The 19,016-nt window shown below is 73.1% G+C and carries 16 protein-coding genes and 1 tRNA gene; 13 read left to right on the forward strand and 4 right to left on the reverse strand.

Going from position 1 to position 19,016, the window contains the following annotated elements; all coding sequences use genetic code 11:
* Positions 1–61: 61 nt before the first annotated feature.
* Positions 62–1,306 (reverse strand): MFS transporter, encoded by a 1,245-nt coding sequence (locus QE370_RS10615; protein WP_309634337.1) that lies wholly within the window; start codon positions 1,304–1,306, stop codon positions 62–64.
* 86 nt (positions 1,307–1,392) lie between these two features.
* On the opposite strand from QE370_RS10615, the gene QE370_RS10620 reads away from it, so the two are divergent.
* The 6 genes from QE370_RS10620 (at position 1,393) to proB (ending at position 9,112) form a co-directional block, all read left to right on the forward strand.
* Positions 1,393–2,175 carry a TIGR03936 family radical SAM-associated protein gene (locus QE370_RS10620; RefSeq protein WP_253027226.1) on the forward strand — a complete coding sequence of 261 codons (783 nt, stop codon included), beginning with the start codon at positions 1,393–1,395 and terminating at the stop codon, positions 2,173–2,175.
* Between the two features lie 180 nt (positions 2,176–2,355).
* Complete coding sequence (locus tag QE370_RS10625; protein WP_309634338.1) at positions 2,356–5,496, forward strand: Rne/Rng family ribonuclease; 3,141 nt, start codon at positions 2,356–2,358, stop codon at positions 5,494–5,496.
* A 161-nt stretch (positions 5,497–5,657) separates the two neighbouring features.
* A complete protein-coding gene (gene rplU, locus QE370_RS10630) occupies positions 5,658–5,969 on the forward strand; it encodes a 50S ribosomal protein L21 (protein WP_067858960.1) in 312 nt (103 codons plus the stop codon).
* A gap of 12 nt (positions 5,970–5,981) precedes the next feature.
* Entirely contained in the window at positions 5,982–6,236 is a 255-nt protein-coding gene (gene rpmA, locus QE370_RS10635; protein ID WP_067858958.1) for a 50S ribosomal protein L27, read from the forward strand.
* Between the two features lie 84 nt (positions 6,237–6,320).
* Entirely contained in the window at positions 6,321–8,015 is a 1,695-nt protein-coding gene (gene obgE / locus QE370_RS10640) for a GTPase ObgE (RefSeq protein ID WP_309634339.1), read from the forward strand.
* A complete protein-coding gene (proB, locus tag QE370_RS10645) occupies positions 8,012–9,112 on the forward strand; it encodes a glutamate 5-kinase (protein WP_253022887.1) in 1,101 nt (366 codons plus the stop codon). Before obgE ends, proB begins: the two co-directional genes overlap by 4 nt.
* A 70-nt stretch (positions 9,113–9,182) precedes the next feature.
* On the opposite strand, the gene QE370_RS10650 is transcribed toward proB, so the two are convergent.
* The gene (locus tag QE370_RS10650) at positions 9,183–10,337 is read right to left on the reverse strand and encodes an endonuclease/exonuclease/phosphatase family protein (protein ID WP_309634340.1); all 1,155 of its coding nucleotides are present in this window, start codon (positions 10,335–10,337) and stop codon (positions 9,183–9,185) included.
* 142 nt (positions 10,338–10,479) lie between these two features.
* Here QE370_RS10650 and QE370_RS10655 point away from each other — a divergent pair, with 142 nt between their 5' ends.
* From QE370_RS10655 to QE370_RS10685, 7 genes are all read left to right on the forward strand, one after another.
* Positions 10,480–10,995 carry a hypothetical protein gene (locus QE370_RS10655; protein WP_309634341.1) on the forward strand — a complete coding sequence of 172 codons (516 nt, stop codon included), beginning with the start codon at positions 10,480–10,482 and terminating at the stop codon, positions 10,993–10,995.
* 19 nt (positions 10,996–11,014) lie between these two features.
* Positions 11,015–12,262: a glutamate-5-semialdehyde dehydrogenase gene (locus tag QE370_RS10660; RefSeq protein WP_309634342.1), complete on the forward strand. Its 1,248-nt coding sequence runs from the start codon at positions 11,015–11,017 to the stop codon at positions 12,260–12,262.
* Positions 12,263–12,309: 47 nt separating this feature from the next.
* Positions 12,310–12,459, forward strand: a complete 150-nt coding sequence (locus tag QE370_RS10665; RefSeq protein ID WP_236749731.1) for a hypothetical protein — start codon at positions 12,310–12,312, stop codon at positions 12,457–12,459.
* A gap of 29 nt (positions 12,460–12,488) precedes the next feature.
* Positions 12,489–13,127 carry a nicotinate-nucleotide adenylyltransferase gene (nadD, locus tag QE370_RS10670; protein WP_257721377.1) on the forward strand — a complete coding sequence of 213 codons (639 nt, stop codon included), beginning with the start codon at positions 12,489–12,491 and terminating at the stop codon, positions 13,125–13,127.
* Complete coding sequence (gene rsfS, locus QE370_RS10675) at positions 13,124–13,483, forward strand: ribosome silencing factor (protein WP_253022895.1); 360 nt, start codon at positions 13,124–13,126, stop codon at positions 13,481–13,483. Before nadD ends, rsfS begins: the two co-directional genes overlap by 4 nt.
* Positions 13,480–14,124, forward strand: a complete 645-nt coding sequence (locus QE370_RS10680) for a histidine phosphatase family protein (RefSeq protein WP_309634343.1) — start codon at positions 13,480–13,482, stop codon at positions 14,122–14,124. Before rsfS ends, QE370_RS10680 begins: the two co-directional genes overlap by 4 nt.
* A gap of 77 nt (positions 14,125–14,201) precedes the next feature.
* Positions 14,202–14,274: transfer RNA gene (locus QE370_RS10685), tRNA-Ala, on the forward strand.
* A 292-nt stretch (positions 14,275–14,566) separates the two neighbouring features.
* Here the strand turns inward: QE370_RS10685 and QE370_RS10690 are convergent.
* Positions 14,567–18,376, reverse strand: coding sequence for an HtaA domain-containing protein (locus QE370_RS10690; protein WP_309634344.1), 3,810 nt, complete (start codon positions 18,374–18,376; stop codon positions 14,567–14,569).
* Between the two features lie 85 nt (positions 18,377–18,461).
* Positions 18,462–18,938: a neocarzinostatin apoprotein domain-containing protein gene (locus tag QE370_RS10695; protein WP_253022902.1), complete on the reverse strand. Its 477-nt coding sequence runs from the start codon at positions 18,936–18,938 to the stop codon at positions 18,462–18,464.
* Between the last annotated feature and the right edge of the window lie 78 nt (positions 18,939–19,016).

The raw sequence follows: 19,016 nt of genomic DNA on the forward strand, positions 1-19,016 counted from the left end.
GACGAGACCCCCGCAGGCAGCGCACCAGCAGGACAAGGCCCCGCACGCAGCCGCCCGACCCTCACCCCACCCGCGACGCGGACGCGAGGTCGTCCTCGACGGTGCCGCCGCGGTCGACGAGGGTGCCGAGGAAGCCGATGAGGACGGCGGCGGCCATGAGGACGACGACGGGGACGGTCCAGGAGCCGGTGAGGTCGTGGAGCAGGCCGGTGCCGAACGGGCCGAGGCCGGCGAGGAGGTAGCCGACGGACTGGCCGAAGGCGGAGAGGGCGGCGGTGCCCTCGGTGGTGCGGGTGCGACGGCCGAACATGATCAGCACCCACGTGAAGGTGCACCCGCCCAGGCCGAGCAGCACGGCCCACAGCCAGGGCGCGGCCGTCGGGGCGGCCAGCACGCCGCCCCAGCCGGCGACGGTGAGAGCCGCGAACGACCACGGGAGCACGCCGGTCCCGCCGAGCCGGGCGACGAGCGGCGGAAGCAGCAGCGTCATCGGGATGCCGACGGCGGCGAGCAGTCCCTGCATCGCGCCGGCCGTGCCGCTGGCGAGACCCGCGTCGGCGAGGATCGTCGGGAACCAGCCGAACTGTGCGTAGGCCTGCGCGGCCTGCACCGCGAAGCAGAGCGTGCACACCCACGCCAGCCGGCTGCGGGCCACGTGCGACAGCGGGATGCCCGACGGTCGGTCGAGGCCGGTGGTCCGGCCCGACCTCAGGGCCACCGGGAGCCACGGGAGCAGGGCGGCCACGGCGAGCACCGCCCACACGGCCACACCGGCACGCCAGTCGCCGAGGACGTCGGAGACGGGGACGGTGACCACCGAGCTGACCGCCCCGCCGGCCATGAGCGCCGCGCCGTACAGCGCGCCGACGAGCGCCAGGCGGTCCGGAAAGTGTTCCTTCGCGAGGGCCGGCAGGATCACGTTGCCGACCGCGCAGGCGGCGAGCGTCACCACGGAGAGGACGAGGAACGGGACGGTCGAGCCGACCGTCGCGCGGGTCGCCAGGCCGAGCGCCAGCACCACGAGCAACGTCGCCGCGGTGCGGTCGAGGCCCAGGACGCGGACCACCCGTGACGTCGTCGCGCCGAACACGGCGAAGCACAGCACCGGCAGCGTCGTCAGCACGCCGGCGACGGTCGCGCTCATCCCGAGGTCGTCACGCAGGGGGTCGACCACGACGCCGACGCTGCCGACGGCCACCCGCAGGTTCAGGGCCAGCAGCACGATCGCGGCGCCGACCAACCAGGCCGGACCGCTGCGCGTCGACGAGGGGGCGGCGGACGAGACGGGGTCGGCGGGGGAGGTCACCGACCCATCCAACGCCAGGGTCCTGACCGCCGCGCGGGCGACCCGACCCGACCCGTGGCGCGACGCCGCTCGGTACCCTCGACGACATGTCCGACGGCAGCACGACCCTGCGCGGCACCCCCAACCCCGAGGCGCCCAACCCGCAGCTGCCGATCGTGCAGCGACTGCGGATCCGCTTCGCCAAGCGTGGCCGGCTGCGGTTCACGAGCCACCGCGACTTCGGTCGAGCGTTCGAGCGCGCAGTGCGCCGCGCGCGGGTACCGATCGCCTTCTCGTCCGGCTACACGCCGCACCCGAAGATCTCGTTCGCCGGAGCGGCCCCCACGGGCGCCGCCAGCGAGGCCGAGTTCCTCGAGATCGGCCTCACCGAGACGCGCGACCCCGACGCCGTGCGCGCCGCGTTGGACGACGCCCTCCCGCCGGGGATCGACATCCTCGAGGTCGTCGCGGCACGGCAGGGCGCAGGCTCGCTCGCCGACCGCCTGGAGGCCAGCGAGTGGGTCATCGAGCTGCGCGACACGCCGGTCGAGCGGGCCCAGGAGGCGGCCGACGCGTTCCTCGCGGCGGAGCAGGTCGACGTCGAGCGCATGACCAAGCGCGGCATGCGCACCTTCGACGCGCGGGCCGCCGTCCAGTCGCTCTCGGTCGGTTCGTCCGACGGTCCGGGTGTGGCGTATGCGATACTGACCGTGGTCGTCCGGCACCAGAACCCGTCGGTACGACCGGACGACGTACTCTCCGGACTCCGCATCTGCGGGGACTTGACGCTCGAGCAGACGCCGCTGGCGACCCGCTCGGCCCAAGGTCCTCTGGACGCAGGGACCGGGACGGTCGGCGATCCGCTCGCCCTCGACCGCGACGCACCCTGATCGGGTGCTGACCGCGGCGGGCCGGGCGAGGAGCCAGTGACAGGCCGCACGTCGACCACCCCGGGACGCGCCAGCGCCCCGGGCCCGACAGAAGACTTTCGGCACCGGCCCCTCGGGGCAGGAGCCGCAGACGCAGAACCCCGACCGCCCTGCGGCGTACCCGGGGACTGAGGAGAGCACATGCTCGACGACGACACGAACACCCCGACCACCGAGTCCACCCCCGCGGTGCGCACCAGGCGCCGAGCCGCCGGCCGGCCCGCCGGGCCACCTGCCGCAGTGAGCACCGACATCTTCGCCGCGCCCGCGTCGGACGCCCCCGCTGCGCCGACCCCGCCGGCGGCCGAGAAGGCACCGACCGCCACGGTCGTCACCAAGACGCCCGCGCGACGCTCCACCCGCAAGGCCGCCCCGCCGGCCCCCGTGTCCGACGCCGTCGCCGACGAGGCTGCCGGTCAGCCGTCGACCGACGAGGTCGCCGCGGCTGGCGACACCGCTGCCGACACCGCCGAGGCACCGGCCGCCAAGCCGGCACGCAAGCGTCCGCCGCGCAAGAAGGCCGCCCCGAAGCCCGCGGCCGACCCCGTCGAGGAGGGCGCGCCGACCGACTCCGCGGCCGACGAGACCGTCGCCGACGAGGCGGCGGCCGACGAGGCCGGCACGGGCGAGGAGCCCGCCAAGGCCCCCGTCAAGCGTCCGGCGCGCAAGCGCGCCCCCCGGGCGGCTCGCCCGAACGACGAGGTCTCGCCCGTCGCCGTCGCCTTCCAGGCCCCCGAGCCGGTCGCCGCGCCCGCGGCGCAGGACGAGGACGAGGACGACGAGCAGACGCCCACCGTCGACGCGACCACCGCCGAGGCGACCGCGGCGTCCGAGCAGGACCAGGACGAGTCCGGCGAGGGCGGCGGAGGCGGCTCGAAGCGCCGTCGCCGCAGCCGTGGCGGGCGCCGCCGGAACAAGAGCGACGAGCCGCGCGACAGCCAGGGCCAGGACGCCGCCGCCGAGTCCCAGACCGACGACGCCGACGGCGAGCAGTCCGCCACCGACTCCGACGACCACGAGGGCGAGGGCCAGGGCGGCACCACGCGCCGTCGTCGTCGTCGTGCACGCGCCGGTGACAAGCCGGCCGCGTCGCCCGACGACCCGGAGAACACCGTCGTGCGCGTCCGTGAGGGCCGCAACCCCGAGGACGAGATCGCCGGTGTCTCCGGCTCGACCCGTCTGGAGGCGAAGAAGCAGCGCCGCCGCGAGGGTCGCGAGGCCGGGCGTCGTCGTGCGCCGATCGTCTCCGAGGCCGAGTTCCTGGCCCGCCGCGAGGCCGTCGACCGCCAGATGGTGGTGCGTCAGCACCGCGCGACCAGCCACGGCTCCACCGACAACTACACCCAGATCGCCGTCCTCGAGGACTCCGTGCTCGTCGAGCACTACGTGGCCCGCGAGAGCCAGACGTCGCTCATCGGCAACGTCTACCTCGGCAAGGTCCAGAACGTGCTGCCGAGCATGGAGGCCGCGTTCGTCGACATCGGTGCCGGTCGCAACGCCGTCATCTACGCCGGCGAGGTCGACTGGAGCGGCGTGCAGAACGGCAAGGCGCGCAAGATCGAGGAGGCGCTGAGCCCGGGCCAGCAGATCCTCGTGCAGGTCACGAAGGACCCCGTCGGACAGAAGGGCGCCCGGCTCACCAGCCAGATCAGCCTGCCCGGCCGCTTCCTCGTCTACGTGCCCGGCGGACAGTCCAACGGCATCTCCCGCAAGCTGCCCGACACCGAGCGCTCGCGGCTCAAGGCCCTCCTCAAGGAGGTGCTGCCCGAGGACGCCGGCGTCATCGTGCGCACGGCCGCCGAGGGGGCCACGGAGGATCAGCTCACCCGCGACGTCACGGCGCTGACCGCCCGCTGGGAGGACATCAAGGTCAAGGCCGGGCTCGACGACGACGCGTCGCCGAAGGCGAAGGCCCCGCAGCTGCTGTACGCCGAGCCCGACCTCGTCATCAAGGTCGTGCGCGACCTCTTCAACGAGGACTTCGCATCGCTCGTGGTCGAGGGCTCCGACGCCTGGGACAACATCTCCGGCTACATCCGCCACGTCGCGCCCGACCTGGCGGAGCGGCTGCAGGAGTGGTCGCCCGCCGACCACGACGGCCGCGACTCCTTCGACGTGCTGCGCATCGACGAGCAGATCCAGAAGGCGCTGCAGCGCAAGGTCTGGCTGCCGTCCGGCGGCTCGCTCGTGATCGACCGCACGGAGGCGATGACCGTCGTCGACGTCAACACCGGCAAGTTCACCGGCTCCGGGGGCAACCTCGAGGAGACGGTGACCAAGAACAACCTCGAGGCCGCCGAGGAGATCGTGCGCCAGCTGAGGCTGCGCGACATCGGCGGCATCATCGTCGTCGACTTCATCGACATGGTGCTCGAGAGCAACCGCGACCTGGTGCTGCGACGCCTCGTGGAGTGCCTCGGTCGCGACCGCACCCGCCACCAGGTGGCCGAGGTGACGTCGCTCGGCCTGGTGCAGATGACCCGCAAGCGGATCGGCACCGGCCTGCTCGAGTCGTTCAGCACCGACTGCGAGCACTGCGACGGTCGCGGCGTGGTCGTGACCGCCGAGCCGGTCGAGCCCAAGAAGGAGGAGCCGCGTGGCCGCTCCCGTCGGGGGCGCGGCAACGGTGGCAACGGCAACGGCAACGGCAACGGCAACGGCAACGGGAACGGGAACGGCAACGGGAACCGCCGCGGTCGGGACGACGAGGCTGTCGACACCCCCGCCGCCGACACCGCCGCCGACACGGCCACCGACGAGGCGGCGGACGAGACGTCCGGTCCTGGCACGAGCACCTCGAACGGCACCTCCGGCGGCTCGACCTCCGGGTCGTCGCGCGGTGGTCGCTCGCGTCGCGGCTCGTCGCGCGCGAGGACCGATGCCGCCGCGAGCGAGTCCGCGACGAGCGACGACACGCCCACCGGCACGTCGGAGGAGGCGCTGACGGAGTCGCCCGCCCCCGCGGTCGACGCCGTCCTCGAGCCGACGCCGACCGACGAGGCACCGGCCGAGAGCCCGGCGGACGAGACCGAGAGCCCCGCGGAGGAGGCCGCTGCCGACGCGTCGGAGGCCGCCGAGCCCGTCCCGTCCGACGTCCCCGAGCCGATCGTCGGCTCGGCCCCGCAGCCGGTGCAGGACGCCCTGCCCACGCCCGAGGCCGAGCAGGTCCCCGCGACCGTCGAGCCGGAGTCGGAGCTCGAGTCGGGGCCGGACGCCGGTGACGAGGGTGACGAGCCGACCGCCGAGACCCCCGCTTTGACCGAGCCGGGGGAGGGTCCGTAGTATGGACCCTCGGCGCGCCGTGCGCGCCAATCGTCCTGTCCGGGTGTGAGCCCGGCACCGGCCCGGGCCAGCGCAGCCGCTGAGCCCAGGCCCCCGTCGGACCCGGACGCCCCCGGCCCCCGGCACACACAGCTTCCAGCAAGAACCGAGTGAGGAATCCCGTGGTCTACGCAATCGTGCGCAGTGGCGGCACGCAGCAGAAGGTCGCCGTCGGCGACGTCATCGAGATCGACCAGCTCGGCCTGGCCGAGGGCGAGTCCGTCTCGCTGCCGGCCGTCCTGTACGTCGACGGCGACGCCGTCACGGCCGACGCCGACAGCCTCTCGACGGTCTCCGTGACCGCCGAGGCGATCGGCGCGACCAAGGGTCCGAAGATCATCATCCAGAAGTACAAGAACAAGACCGGCTACAAGAAGCGCCAGGGTCACCGTCAGAAGTACACCCAGGTCAAGATCACCGGCATCGCGAAGTAGAGGACTGAACTCATGGCACACAAGAAGGGCGCAGCCTCCACCAAGAACGGCCGCGACTCCAACGCACAGCGCCTCGGCGTCAAGCGCTTCGGCGGCCAGCTCGTCAACGCCGGCGAGATCATCGTCCGCCAGCGCGGCACCCACTTCCACCCCGGCACCAACGTCGGCCGTGGCGGCGACGACACGCTCTTCGCGCTGTCGGCCGGCTCGGTCGAGTTCGGGACGCGTCGCGGCCGCAAGGTCGTGAACATCGTTCCGGGCGAGTAACCGGCAGAACATCCGTCGAAGGGGTGGTCCGCGCATGCGGGCCACCCCTTCGACGTCCCCACACCACCCCCAGGAGCACCTGACATGGCCGTCCCCACCTTCGTCGACCGCGTGACCCTCCAGGTCGTCGCCGGCAACGGCGGGCACGGCGTCGCGTCGGTCCACCGCGAGAAGTTCAAGCCGCTCGGCGGCCCCGACGGCGGCAACGGCGGGCACGGCGGCGACGTCGTGCTGCGCGTGGCGGCCGACGTCACCACGCTCGTCGACTACCACCACGAGCCGCGCCGCAAGGCCGGCAACGGTGCGCCCGGCGGGGGCAGCAACAAGAGCGGCGCCCACGGCGAGGACCTCGTCCTCAAGGTGCCCGACGGCACCGTCGTGCGCTCGGGCGGGCCGCACGGCACCGGCGAGGTCCTGGCCGACCTCGTGGGCGTCGGCACGGAGGTCGTGATCGCCGCAGGCGGCCGAGGCGGCCTCGGCAACGCCGCGCTCGCGTCGAGCAAGCGCAAGGCCCCCGGCTTCGCGCTCAAGGGCGAGCCCGGCCAGGAGCGCACCATCGTGCTCGAGCTGAAGGTCGTGGCCGACATCGGTCTGGTCGGGTTCCCGAGCGCCGGCAAGTCGAGCCTCATCGCGGCGCTCTCGCGTGCCCGCCCGAAGATCGCCGACTACCCGTTCACCACCCTCGTGCCCAACCTCGGCGTCGTCACCGCCGGCTCCACGACCTTCACGGTCGCCGACGTGCCCGGTCTCATCGAGGGCGCGAGCGAGGGGCGCGGCCTCGGCCACGACTTCCTGCGGCACGTCGAGCGGTGTGCCGCGCTCGTGCACGTCGTCGACTGCGCGACGGTCGAGCCCGGCCGCGACCCGCTGACCGACCTCGACGTCATCGAGGCCGAGCTGCGCGCGTACGCCGAGGCGCTGCCCGAGGGCGCGACCGGCAAGGACCTGCTCGAGCGGCCGCGGCTGGTGGCCCTGAACAAGACCGACGTGCCGGACGCCGCACAGATCGCCGAGTTCGTGCGAGGCGACCTCGAGGAGCGCGGCTACGACGTGTACGACGTGTCGGCAGCGAGTCACCAGGGACTGCGCGAGCTGTCCTTCGCGATGGCGCAGATCGTCGCCCGGCGGCGCGCCGAGACGCCCACGCAGGAGATCACCCGCATCGTGCTGCGCCCGCAGGCCGCAGCCGGTGTCGGAGCGGAGTTCACGGTCGACCAGCGTCGGGGCCCCGACGGCCAGCGGCAGTGGATCGTGCGCGGTGCGAAGCTCACCCGCTGGGTCGGGCAGACCGACTTCAGCAACGACGAGGCCGTCGGCTTCCTCGCCGACCGGCTCGCCCGGTTGGGCGTCGAGGAGGCGCTCGCCAAGCAGGGTGCCGAGCCGGGCGACGACGTCGTCATCGGTGGCACCGCCGACCAGGGCTGGGAGGACGCCGTCGTCTTCGACTTCGACCCGACCATCCAGGCCGGCGCCGAGATGCTCGGCCGCCGTGGCGAGGACCAGCGTCTCGACCGCGACGACCGACGCACCAACGTCGAGCGACGCGAGCAGCTCGCGGCCAAGCGGGCCTACGAGGCCGAGGCGCGGGAGGCGCGTGCGCGCGGCGAGGAGCCCAGCGCGGCGCCCGACTGGACGTTCGAGGACGACGACGACCTGCTCGACCTCGACGACGACGTCGAGCCCGGGTCGGGCGACGACAGCCCCGCCGACGACAGCCCCGCCCACGACAGCCCCGCCCACGACAGCCCTGCCGACGTCACGGCGGACGACCGGTCGTGAGCGCGCGGCGCGTCGTCGTCAAGGTCGGCTCGTCGTCGCTGACCTCGGCGGCCGGGCACCTCGACCCGGAGAAGGTGGGTCACGTCGTCGACGCGCTCGCCGCGGCCCGCCGCCGGGGCGACGAGGTGGTGCTGGTGAGCTCGGGTGCGATCGCCGCGGGCCTCGGCCCGCTCGGGCTCACGACGCGCCCGCGCGACCTGCCGACCCAGCAGGCGGCCGCCAGCGTCGGCCAGGGCGCGCTCGTGGCGCACTACTCCGAGCGGTTCGCCGCGCACGGGATCACCGTCGGGCAGGTGCTGCTGACCGTCGAGGACGTCACGCGGCGCAGCCACTACCGCAACGCGCACCAGACGTTCGCGCGCCTGCACGAGCTCGGCGTGCTGCCGGTCGTCAACGAGAACGACACCGTGGCCACGAGCGAGATCCGCTTCGGCGACAACGACCGGCTGGCCGCGCTCGTCGCCCATCTGGTGCACGCCGACCTGCTGGTGCTGCTGTCCGACGTCGACGGGCTCTACACGGGGCACCCCTCGCTGCCGGAGTCGCGACCGATCACCGACGTGCACGGCCCTGACGACCTCGACGACGTCGACGTCGCGCGCGTGGGCTCGAAGGTGGGCACCGGTGGCATGGTGACGAAGGTCGAGGCGGCACGGATCGCGACGGGCGCCGGGATCCCCGTGGTCCTCGCCCGCGCCGACCACGCGCGCGCCGCCGTGCTGGGTGAGCCGACGGGCACGCGGTTCCACCCGACCGGCCGACGTCGTCCGACCCGGCTGCTGTGGCTCGAGCACGCCAGCGAGACCAAGGGTCGGCTGCTCGTCGACGACGGCGCGGTCCGGGCGCTCACCGTGCGCAAGGCGTCGCTCCTCGCGGCGGGCATCGTCGGCGTGGAGGGCGAGTTCGGTGCGGGGGAGCCGGTCGACGTCGTGGCGCCCGACGGCACCGTGGTCGCGCGCGGCCTCGTCACCTACGACAGCGCCGAGCTCCCGACGCTGCTCGGGCGCAGCACCCCTGACCTGGCGGCCGACCTCGGCGCCGACTACGAGCGCGAGGTGGTCCACCGCGACGACCTCGTCGTCCTCCACCCCCACTGACCGTCCCCCACACCGCTGAGTGTGACGTTCGCGGGGTTCGGCGCGCTGTTCCGGCCCGCAAACGTCACACTCAGCGGGGAGGGCGGCGCAGGTCGACCCAGACCAGCCGGTGGTCGGACGCGGGGAACGGGTAGGTGCCGGTGAGGCGCGAGAGCGGATCGGCCTGCACCGGCCAGAAGACCTGCGCGTCGCGGACGTCGAGGTCGGCGCTCGGGAGCACGTAGTCGGCGCGGATGTTGCCCGGCGGCTCGGAGAAGTCGGCGGTGTCGAACTGCGGGTCGCCCCGGTGGGAGAGGTTGGCGCCGCCCTGCAGGCGAGCGGCCTCCACCGCGCCGGCGCTCGACGGCGTCAGCGAGGTGTTCACCCGGCGCAGGTCGAGGAGCTGGTTCGTGGCACCCGGCAGCGAGTCGCCGTCGACGGGGTCGGAGTTCAGGTCGCCCGCGATCACGAACGACGCACCGCGCTGCAGTCCGCCGGGACGGCCGCGGTCGTCCCTGATCCACCGAGCCTCCCAGGCGGGGCCGGTGTAGTCGGCCCAGAAGCGGATCTCGTCGGCGTTGCGACGACCGTTGCGGTCCTCGGGCCCGTCGAAGACCGGCGGGGTCGGGTGGCTGACGAGCAGGTGGACGGAGCGTCGCCCGACCTTCACCGGCACGTCCCAGTGCGACTTGCTCGAGAGGCGCAGGACGTCGACCGCCTCGGGGGAGTAGTAGCCCTGCGGCATGCGGTTGCCGGGCATGTCCTTCCACAGCAGCTTCTGGAAGGTGCGGACGTGCTTCGCGTCGATCGGGTAGCGGCTGAGCACCGCCATGCCGTACTGGCCGGGGAAAGCGCCGAAGCCGTAGGCGTCGTCGGGGCCGTCGGTGCGTCCGTCGCCGTTGAGGTCGAGGCCGGTGGGCACGCCCGTGTTGACCGGTGCCGTGAACGTGTACCGGTAGTGGACGGGGTCGGCTCCCTGCTGCCCGCGCTCGAGGTAGTTCCGCTGGAACAGGCGCAGCGCCTCCGGGTCGTGGTCGAGCTCCTGGAGCACGAGCACGTCGGGACGGGCGCGCTGGACGATCTCCGCGACGGCGCGTGCCTGCGCGTTCGACGGCGTCGACAGGTCGCGGCGCAGGTCGCCCGCTGCGGGGCGGTTCAACGAGGCGTTGAACGTGGCGATCCGGACGGTGGGCTCCGGGCGACCGCGCTCGTCGCGCGCGTCGGCGGGCGAGGAGGTGGTGGGCACGGCCAGGACCGTACCGACCAGGACGAGTGCAAGCGCGGCGACGAGCCGATTCCCCCGAATCATGGGTCCAGTCTCGCGGTCGGCGTCGGCGCGGGTCGAGCCCGGGTCGGTGAACATCCGGTGACGCTCCTAGCCTGGGCCCGTGAGGTCTCCCGCGCCGCAGGAGTCGGTCGTCGTCGGCGGCACCGGCATGCTGCGGGGCGTCGTCGAGCACCTGAGGGACGCGGGCTCGCGCACCGTGGTGGTCTCCCGTCGGGCGGGTCGCACGGTCGAGGGCGCGACGGCGGTGGCCGCCGACTGGACCGACCCACGGTCGCTGGCGGAGCGGTTCACAGGAGGGCACTTCGACGTCGCGGTGCTCTGGGTGCACCACCCGTACCGTCAGGGCGTGGTCGAGGCCCTGGAGCCTGCGCTCGCCGACGGAGCCCTGGTCGTGCACGTGTGGGGGTCGAGCGCCGCGAGGCCGCGCGCGCGGACGCTGGTGTCGTCGCGACCGGACCTGAGCGTCCGGCACGTCGTCCTCGGCTTCGTGCGCGAGGAGGGTGCGTCGCGGTGGCTGTCCGACGACGAGATCGTCGCCGGGGTCGTGAGGGCGCTCCACGACCCGGCGCCGGAGCAGGTGGTCGGCGTCGTCGAGCCGTGGGACGCCCGTCCGTGACCCCGACTAGGCTTCAGCCGTGAAGGATCAGGTGCACGAGCTCGCCCGGCGCGCCCGCACGGCGGCACGGTCGCTGGCGCTGGCCTCCCGGGCGCAGAAGGATGCGGCCCTGCTGGCCACGGCCGACGCGCTGGTGGCGGCCACCGACCGCATCGTCGCGGCCAACGCGCTCGACGTCGAGGCCGCGCGCGCCGCAGGCACCCCCGAGAACGTCGTCGACCGGCTGCTGCTCGACCACGACCGCGTGGCCGCGTTCGCCCAGGGCGTGCGCGACGTCGCCGCGCTGCCGGACCCGGTCGGCGAGGTCGTCCGCGGTTCCACGCTGCCCAACGGCCTGCGGCTGGAGCAGGTCCGTGTGCCCATGGGCGTCATCGGCATGATCTACGAGGGACGGCCCAACGTCACCGCCGACGCCGCCGCCATCTGCCTGAAGGCCGGGAGTGCGTCGCTGCTGCGCGGGTCGCGCTCGGCGGCGCGGTCCAACGCGGCCATCGTCGACGTCATGCGCGAGGCCATCGCGGGCACCGGGCTCCCTGCCGACGTCGTGCAGGCCGTGCCCGCCGACGACCGCAGCAGCGCGACGCACCTGATGCAGGCCCGCGGTCTCGTCGACCTCGTGATCCCGCGCGGCGGCGAGGGCCTCATCCGCACCGTCGTGGAGCAGTCGACCGTGCCCGTCATCGAGACCGGCACCGGCAACGTGCACGTCTACGTCGACGCGGACGCCGACCTCGACATGGCGCTCGACGTCGTCCTCAACGCCAAGACGCACCGCACGAGCGTGTGCAACGCCGCGGAGTCGCTGCTCGTGCACCGCGACGTCGCCGAGGAGTTCCTGCCCCGGGTGACGAAGGCGCTGCAGGCGGCCGGGGTGACGATCCACGGCGACCCCGCCTTCCGGTCCGTGGCACCCGGGGTGCTCGACGCGACCGACGAGGACTGGGCCACCGAGTACCTGTCGCTCGACATCGCCGCGAAGGTGGTCGACTCACTCGAGGACGCCGTCGAGCACATCCGCACCTGGTCCTCGGGTCACACCGAGGCGATCGTCACCCGGTCGATCGACGCGGCGCGACGGTTCACGCTCGGCGTCGACTCGGCGGCCGTGATGGTGAACGCGTCGACGCGCTTCACCGACGGCGGCGAGTTCGGGTTCGGTGCGGAGATCGGCATCTCCACGCAGAAGCTGCACGCGCGCGGACCGATGGGCCTGCCGGAGATGACCACGACGACGTACGTGGTCACGGGCGACGGGCACGTGCGCTGACGCACGCCGGATCGTCGGGCTCGCGGGCACGCTGGTAGATTGCGGCCATGCTCGAGATCCTGGCCGCCATGGAGGAGTCCGGAGAAGAAGGAAGCTTCCTCTTCACGGCGATGCTCATCGGAGGTACCGCCCTGGGCATCCTCCTGGTCCTGCTCATCGCGCTGCTGGCCTTCGGCAAGGGCCGCGAGCACTCCTGAGCACGACCCACGGGCCCCAGGTCGTCGACGTGGCCCCCGAGCACGCACCGATCCGCCGACGTCGCGTCGGCGTCATGGGTGGCACGTTCGACCCCATCCACCACGGGCACCTCGTCGCCGCGAGCGAGGTGCAGTCGTGGTTCGACCTCGACGAGGTCGTCTTCGTCCCCACCGGGCGCCCGTGGCAGAAGGCCGACCGTGAGGTCTCGCCGGCCGAGCACCGCTACCTGATGACGGTGATCGCGACGGCGGCGAACCCGCGCTTCGAGGTGAGCCGGGTCGACATCGACCGCGACGGACTCACCTACACGATCGACACGCTGCGCGAGCTGGCCGCGGCCATGCCCGACGCCGACCTGTACTTCATCACCGGTGCCGACGCGATGGCCGCGATCCTGACGTGGCGCGACCACGACGAGCTGTTCGAGCTCGCCCACTTCGTCGGTTGTACCCGTCCCGGGCACGAGATGGACGAGCAGACGCTCGCCGGCCTGCCGGCCGAGCGGATCACGCTCGTCGAGATCCCGGCCCTCGCGATCTCCTCGACCGACTGCCGTGGACGCGTCGCGTCGGGCGAGCCGGTCTGGTACCTCGTTCCCGACGGTGTCGTGCAGTACATCGCGAAGCACCGTCTCTACTCCGCCTCCGACTCCGAGGACCCCTCATGACCGCAACCGACCGTGCCGTCGAGCTGACCCGGGTGGCTGCGGCCGCCGCGGACGAGAAGCTGGCGACCGAGATCATCGCCTTCGACGTCTCCGAGCAGCTGTTCATCACCGACGTGTTCCTGCTGTGCAGCGCCGCGAACCAGCCGCAGGCCCGCGCCATCAAGGACGCGGTCGAGGAGAAGCTGCTGGAGCAGGGCGCGAAGCCGGTGCGCCGCGAGGGCGACCGCGAGGGTCGCTGGATCCTGCTCGACTTCTCCGACGTCGTGGTGCACGTCCAGCACACCGAGGAGCGCGCGTTCTACGCCCTCGAGCGGCTGTGGAGCGACTGCCCGACGATCGACCTCGGGCTCGCGTGACCCGCCGGGTCGTCCTGTGGCGCCACGGGCGCACGGAGTGGAACGTCGCCGGTCGGGTGCAGGGCCAGACGGACACGGCGCTCGACGAGGTCGGTGTCCGGCAGGCCGCTGCGGCGGCGGCGCGCCTGGCGTCGTTGCGGCCGGTGCGGATCGTCAGCTCGGACCTGCAGCGGGCCCGTCACACGGCCGAGGAGCTGTCGAGGCTGACCGGGGTGTCGGTGGAGCTCGACGAGCGGTTGCGCGAGATGAACTTCGGTGAGCGCGAGGGCCTCACCTGGAAGGAGTCGTGGGAGCGCTTCCCCGACCTGATGAAGGCCATGCTGGAGGACCGCGAGGAGCGGTTCCCGGGCGCGGAGCTCCACGCGGAGGCGGGTGCCCGTCTGTCGGCCGCGGTGACGGAGGCCCTGGAGACGCTCGAGGACGAGCAGACGCTCGTGGTCGTCGCGCACGGTGCCGTGCTCCGCGTGGGCGTGTGCACGTTCCTCGGCTTCCCGGAGGCCACCTGGCGCACGTTCGCGGGGCTGTCGAACTGCTCGTGGATCGCGTTGGAGCAGATCTCGCCCGAGCACGACACCCGGTGGCGGCTCACCGAGTGGAACGCGGGCACGCTGCCCGAGCCGGTGATGTCGGACGACGGGTGACCCCCGGTGTTTACCCGCCCGGGGGGAGGGTCTAGAGTTCTTACTCGGTGATCGACGAGTGCGAGAACCACCCGCGAGGGGCATTGGCGCAGTTGGTAGCGCGCTTCCATGGCATGGAAGAGGTCAGGAGTTCGAATCTCCTATGCTCCACTCGGACGAAGAAGAGCCCCCCAGCAATCGTGCTGGGGGGCTCTTCGCTGTCTGTGGGGGCTCTTCTTCGTCCGAATCGGGACTGGCGATTCGGGGAGGAGCGAGCGTCAGCGAGCGACGGAGTCTCCTATGCTCCACTCGAACGGCAGAAGGCCCCCAGTCGAAGAGACTGGGGGCCTTCATCGCTGTCCCGGGCCTTCCCCCGGCAGCGGTAGGTGAGACGCGTGACCGCGTCCCGATGAGGCGGCTGACCTACCGCTGACCCGGGTTCCGCGCCGCACCTACCGCTTGCTCAGCGCACGCGGAACCGCACCGGGCGGCTCGTCGCCGTCGTGAACGAGGCGGGGTCGCGCGGGGTGAAGGTGGCGCGGACCGCGTAGCCGCGGCGGGCGAGGCCCGCCGGGAGGCGGACCGTGGCGCGGCCGCCGCTGGTGCGTGCGGTCGCGACCTTGCGGCTGCCGAGCCGGACGGTGACGGTGCCGACGGGTGTCGTGCCGTTCGACGCGGTGAGCCGCACGCGGACCAAGGCCCGCCTCGAGGCGGGGGCCCTGGACGTCTGCGACGCGCGGGAGAGCGACACGTGCGCCGCGGTGCGTGCGGCAGCGACGTCGAGCCGGACGGCCCGCGAGACGACCGTGCCGCTCGCGTTGCTGACCCGCACCCGGAAGGTCGCACGCCGGTCGGCCGTGACCACGCGCTCGAGCGTCAGCGTCGGGCCGTCCGCGTCGGCGACGGTCAGCCAGCTCGAGCCGACCCTGCGCTGCCACTGGTACGACAGGTCCTCTCCCGACGCCATGACCGAGAACCGTGCCCGACGGCCGACCGTGGCGGTCATGGGGCTCGGCTGGGTCAGGATCGTCGGCGGTTCCGCCACCGGGTCGGTCCCGTCGACCTCGAACGGGCCGACGGTGATCGGCGCCGGGGGCTTGTCCGGGTCGGCCGCGCCGCCCGAGCTGTACCAGTACGACGTGAGCCCGGTGCGTGCGTGGAAGTCGACGAACGGCTGGGGCCAGGAGCCCCACGCGTCGCCCGTCCGCAGCTGCGCACTCGCACCCTCGGGGACGTCCACCTCGACGCCCGCGTAGTCGGGCTCGACCACGAAGCCGTCGGGGTCGACCTCGACGTCGCGGTAGGTGGCGACGACGACGTCCTTGACGGGGGCGATCGGGGTCTTCTCGCCCGGGTTCTCCTGCGAGGACCCGTAGCCCGAGAGGTCTGCGGTCAGCCGGCCGACGCCCTCCGGGTCGACGGTGAGGACCGGGTCGCTCAGCGTGAACGGCACGAGCCCGCCGTAGAAGTTCACGGTCCAGGCGCCCGACCACGTGATCGTCGCCGACCCGTCCTGGTCGATGCGTCCCCGTCCGTCGTCCAGCGTCACGACCTGACGGGTGCCGGGGTCGGAGTCGACGTGCGCCGCACGCGTGGCCCAGGAGGCGGGGGTGCGCTCCTCGCCGTCGAGCTGCAGCACCGACACGCTGCCGGCCTCGGCCCGGTAGGTGCCCTCGCTGCCGTCGGAGACGCCGGCCGAGAAGTAGGACGACCCGCCGAACGGCGGCGCCTTCTGCAGCTCCTGCGAGCCCGACCACTCCAGCGTCGCCCCGCTCACCCTGCCTGCCTGGGGCGCCGGTGCCTCGACCGTCAGCGTCGCCGTCCGGGAGTAGGTCGTGCCGAGGTCGCTGGTGACCTTGAGCCGGAACTGCGAGCCGGTCTGGTCGGTGCTGGTCTCGCGGACCGTGAGCGACGTGTCGCCGACGACGAGGTCCTCGTCGTCCGTGCCGACCGTCGTCCAGAACCCGCCCACCCGACGCTGCCAGCTGCTCGACGTGACCTCGGGGGACGCGAGCACCTCGGCGTTGAGGTTCGCGACGGTGCCCGGACGGGTGCGGACGTCGCGGGGCTGCACGGCGAAGCGCGGCGGGTAGGTGACGCTCAGCCGCGCCTCGTCGGAGACCACCGTGCCGGCGTCGTTGACGACCCTGAGGCGGTAGGTGGTCCCGGCGGTGGTGGGTGAGGCGGCCACCGTCAGCGAGGAGCCCGTGGCGCCCTCGACGTCGGTGAAGCGGGAGGCGCCGACGGCTCGTCGCTGCCACTGCACGCTCGAGGCGCCGGAGACCTCGGCGCGCAGGCTGACGTCGCGCGCGGTCTCGTCGGCGCCGAGCCGGACCGACACGTCCTGCGGCTGCGCGTCGACCGTCGGGGTGATTCCGCCGAACGCGAGTCGTGCGTAGCCGAAGCCGTCCTTCTTCAGCGGGACGTAGAGCGAGCCGTCGGGACCCACCTTGAGCAGGGCGCGTCCGAAGGAGTAGGTCGCGTAGTCGGGCACGCGGTAGCCCACCGTCGACCCGTCGCGGCGCACGAGCTGGACGGCCTCGCCGTCGGTGTTGGCGTTGTCGGTCGCCCACAGCAGGTCGCGGCCGGCGTCGTAGACCATCGACGCCGCGAACACCGAGTAGCCGTAGTCGGGGTAGACGTCCGGGCCGCGGAAGGGCTCGCGGGCCGTGGCGACACCGTCGACCAGGTCGACGCGCACGTAGTCCTCGATCGACTGACCCGACCCGTGCAGCAGCACCGAGCCGTCCGGCCCGGGTGTCGCCGAGGTGTAGCCGTAGTAGGTGCCGAACACCGTGCTGGTGTGCCGCGTCCCCGCGATGGGCGTGACCTCGACCGTGTCGCCCGACGGCCGCAGGTGCAGGGCGGGCAGGTAGCGGACCTCATCGTCGACGTAGCCGTACCCGGTCCCGGTGGCCAGCACGTAGGAGCCGTCGCCCAGCGCCGCGAGGTCGGGGTCGGTGTCCATCTCACCGCTCGTGAACGGACCCGCGTACTCGACGGCACCCGCGTACTCGCCGGTCGTGGGCAGCGTCATCGTGCCCGCGGACCGGGTCCAGCCGTCGCCCGCGCGGCTGAAGCGGAAGAGGGTGACCTTGCCGGCCAGGTCGGTCGCCTCCGGGTCGTCGGAGAGGACGGCGAGCTCGTGGGCCACCGGGTTCCACGCCAGCGAGCCGACGCCGGGGACCTGGGTGTTCCCGTCCTCGTCCGTCCGGCCGTCGTGCAGACGGCCGACGACGGAGGACGTGAACGTGCCGGTCCCGCGGTCGAACGTCAGGGACCGCACGGTCGTCCGGACGGCAGGGTCGCCGTCGCGGCTCGTCACGTAGAAGAGCGTGTCGGTGGCGGGGTCGATCGTGGTGCGCAGGTAGCGACCCGTGTAGACCTCCTCCGGGGCGACGGGCTGCTCGAAGGGCTGGCCCACCGGCTCCATCGTGCGGGCGTCGAGCGCACGGACGACGAGCGTGTCGCCGATCTCCGGCGCGATCTCGGCGACGTAGACGACGTCGCCGCGCGGGGAGACCTCCAGGGCCCGGCTCGCCGTGCCGAGGCCCGACGTCGTGCTCACCGACATCCAGCGGCCGTCCTCGCGCAGCGCCGGGACGCCGGGACGGTCGAAGCGCTCGGTCAGGTCGGGCTTGCCGCCGTCGCCCGCGTACTCGATCGAGACGGGGTCGAGGGTCGTGCCCTGGCCGTAGATGGAGAAGCCCGGGCCCGCGACGGCAGGGACGTCGGTCCACGTGGTGGTGCCGGAGGCGGTGGTCGGCTCGACGTCGGTCACGTCGAGCTGGGCCAGGACGACGTCGACGTCGTGGTGCAGCTCGCCCCCGGGATCGTCGCGCGTGTAGCCGGTGTGGGTGCCGCGGATCTCCTGCACCGTGGGACTGATCGTCAGGGTGAGGTCGGAGTACTTCGTGTCGAGGGCCCACTTGTCGGGCTGGACCTGGCCGTACCAGCTGCGGAAGTGGACCGACCCGGCGAGGTCGAGGGTCGTGGTGCGGGACTCGGGGTCGTAGCTGCCGGACTCGACCGGGAACCGGAAGGCGACGGGCGTGGTGCCCTTCCACGCGGTGACGGTCGCGCCGTCGCCGGCCTCGGAGCCGTCGCCGATGTAGGAGCGCCAGGAGTCCTTCAGGCCCCAGACCACGGAGCCGGAGGTGATCGTGCTCGACGACCCGGCCGCGGTCGCGGGGGCCGTGGTCGGCAGTGCGACGAGCAGCCCCGCGAGGAGCGCCGTCAGGACGACGTGGGGGAGGAGGCGGACGGGAGCCATGGCGGTCCTTCGGGGGGAGGGTGACGGGGGAGGAGGGGAGGACGCGACGGGGGCGCGGACTCCGGTCCGCGCCCCCGTCCGGGGCTCACTGGAAGGTGATGTTGGCCTGTGCCTCGACGGTCGAGGACGTGCCGTTGTGCGAGGTGATCGTCACGGCGCACTGGTCGTTGGCCGCGCTGCCCTTGCAGGTGAACGTCGCGGGCTGTCCCGCGCCGGCCACCGGGATGCCGTAGTGGGCGTTGGAGTTGACCTTCTTCGCGGTGTAGCTGACGGAGATGTTCCCGTTCGCGTCGGCCGTCGTCTCCACACCGGACGAGCACGCGGGCACGCCGAGGATCCCGTAGGACTTCGTCGAGCAGGTGCCGACCTTGTAGGTCCCGTTGGCCGTGTAGCCGGAGCCGGTGACGGTGACGACGGAGCCGCTGGCGCTGGACGACAGGCCCATGCTCGGCGTGACGGAGATGGTGCCGGCCGCGTGCGCCACGGTCGGCGCGGCGAGGGTCACCGCCGCAGCGGCGAGACCCAGGGCGAGGGGGAGGCGGCGGGGGAGGGAGGTGCTCATCGTGCTCCTTCGGTAAGGTTAGGCTGTCCTAACGGCTCGTACCGTAGAGGCGGTGGGACCGAGAGCGCAAGACCCGGT

It is taken from the genome of Aeromicrobium sp. SORGH_AS_0981, assembly GCF_031453195.1.
In the GTDB taxonomy this organism is placed as follows: domain Bacteria; phylum Actinomycetota; class Actinomycetes; order Propionibacteriales; family Nocardioidaceae; genus Aeromicrobium.

Excerpts from the sequence above, each read along its gene's own strand:
- QE370_RS10620 (WP_253027226.1), top strand. The coding sequence starts at position 1,393 with ATGTCCGACGGCAGCACGACCCTGCGCGGCACCCCCAACCCCGAGGCG.
- QE370_RS10625 (WP_309634338.1), top strand. The coding sequence starts at position 2,356 with ATGCTCGACGACGACACGAACACCCCGACCACCGAGTCCACCCCCGCG.
- rpmA (WP_067858958.1), top strand. The coding sequence starts at position 5,982 with ATGGCACACAAGAAGGGCGCAGCCTCCACCAAGAACGGCCGCGACTCC.
- obgE (WP_309634339.1), top strand. The coding sequence starts at position 6,321 with ATGGCCGTCCCCACCTTCGTCGACCGCGTGACCCTCCAGGTCGTCGCC.
- QE370_RS10665 (WP_236749731.1), top strand. The coding sequence starts at position 12,310 with ATGCTCGAGATCCTGGCCGCCATGGAGGAGTCCGGAGAAGAAGGAAGC.
- rsfS (WP_253022895.1), top strand. The coding sequence starts at position 13,124 with ATGACCGCAACCGACCGTGCCGTCGAGCTGACCCGGGTGGCTGCGGCC.
- QE370_RS10690 (WP_309634344.1), bottom strand. The coding sequence starts at position 18,376 with ATGGCTCCCGTCCGCCTCCTCCCCCACGTCGTCCTGACGGCGCTCCTC.
- QE370_RS10695 (WP_253022902.1), bottom strand. The coding sequence starts at position 18,938 with ATGAGCACCTCCCTCCCCCGCCGCCTCCCCCTCGCCCTGGGTCTCGCC.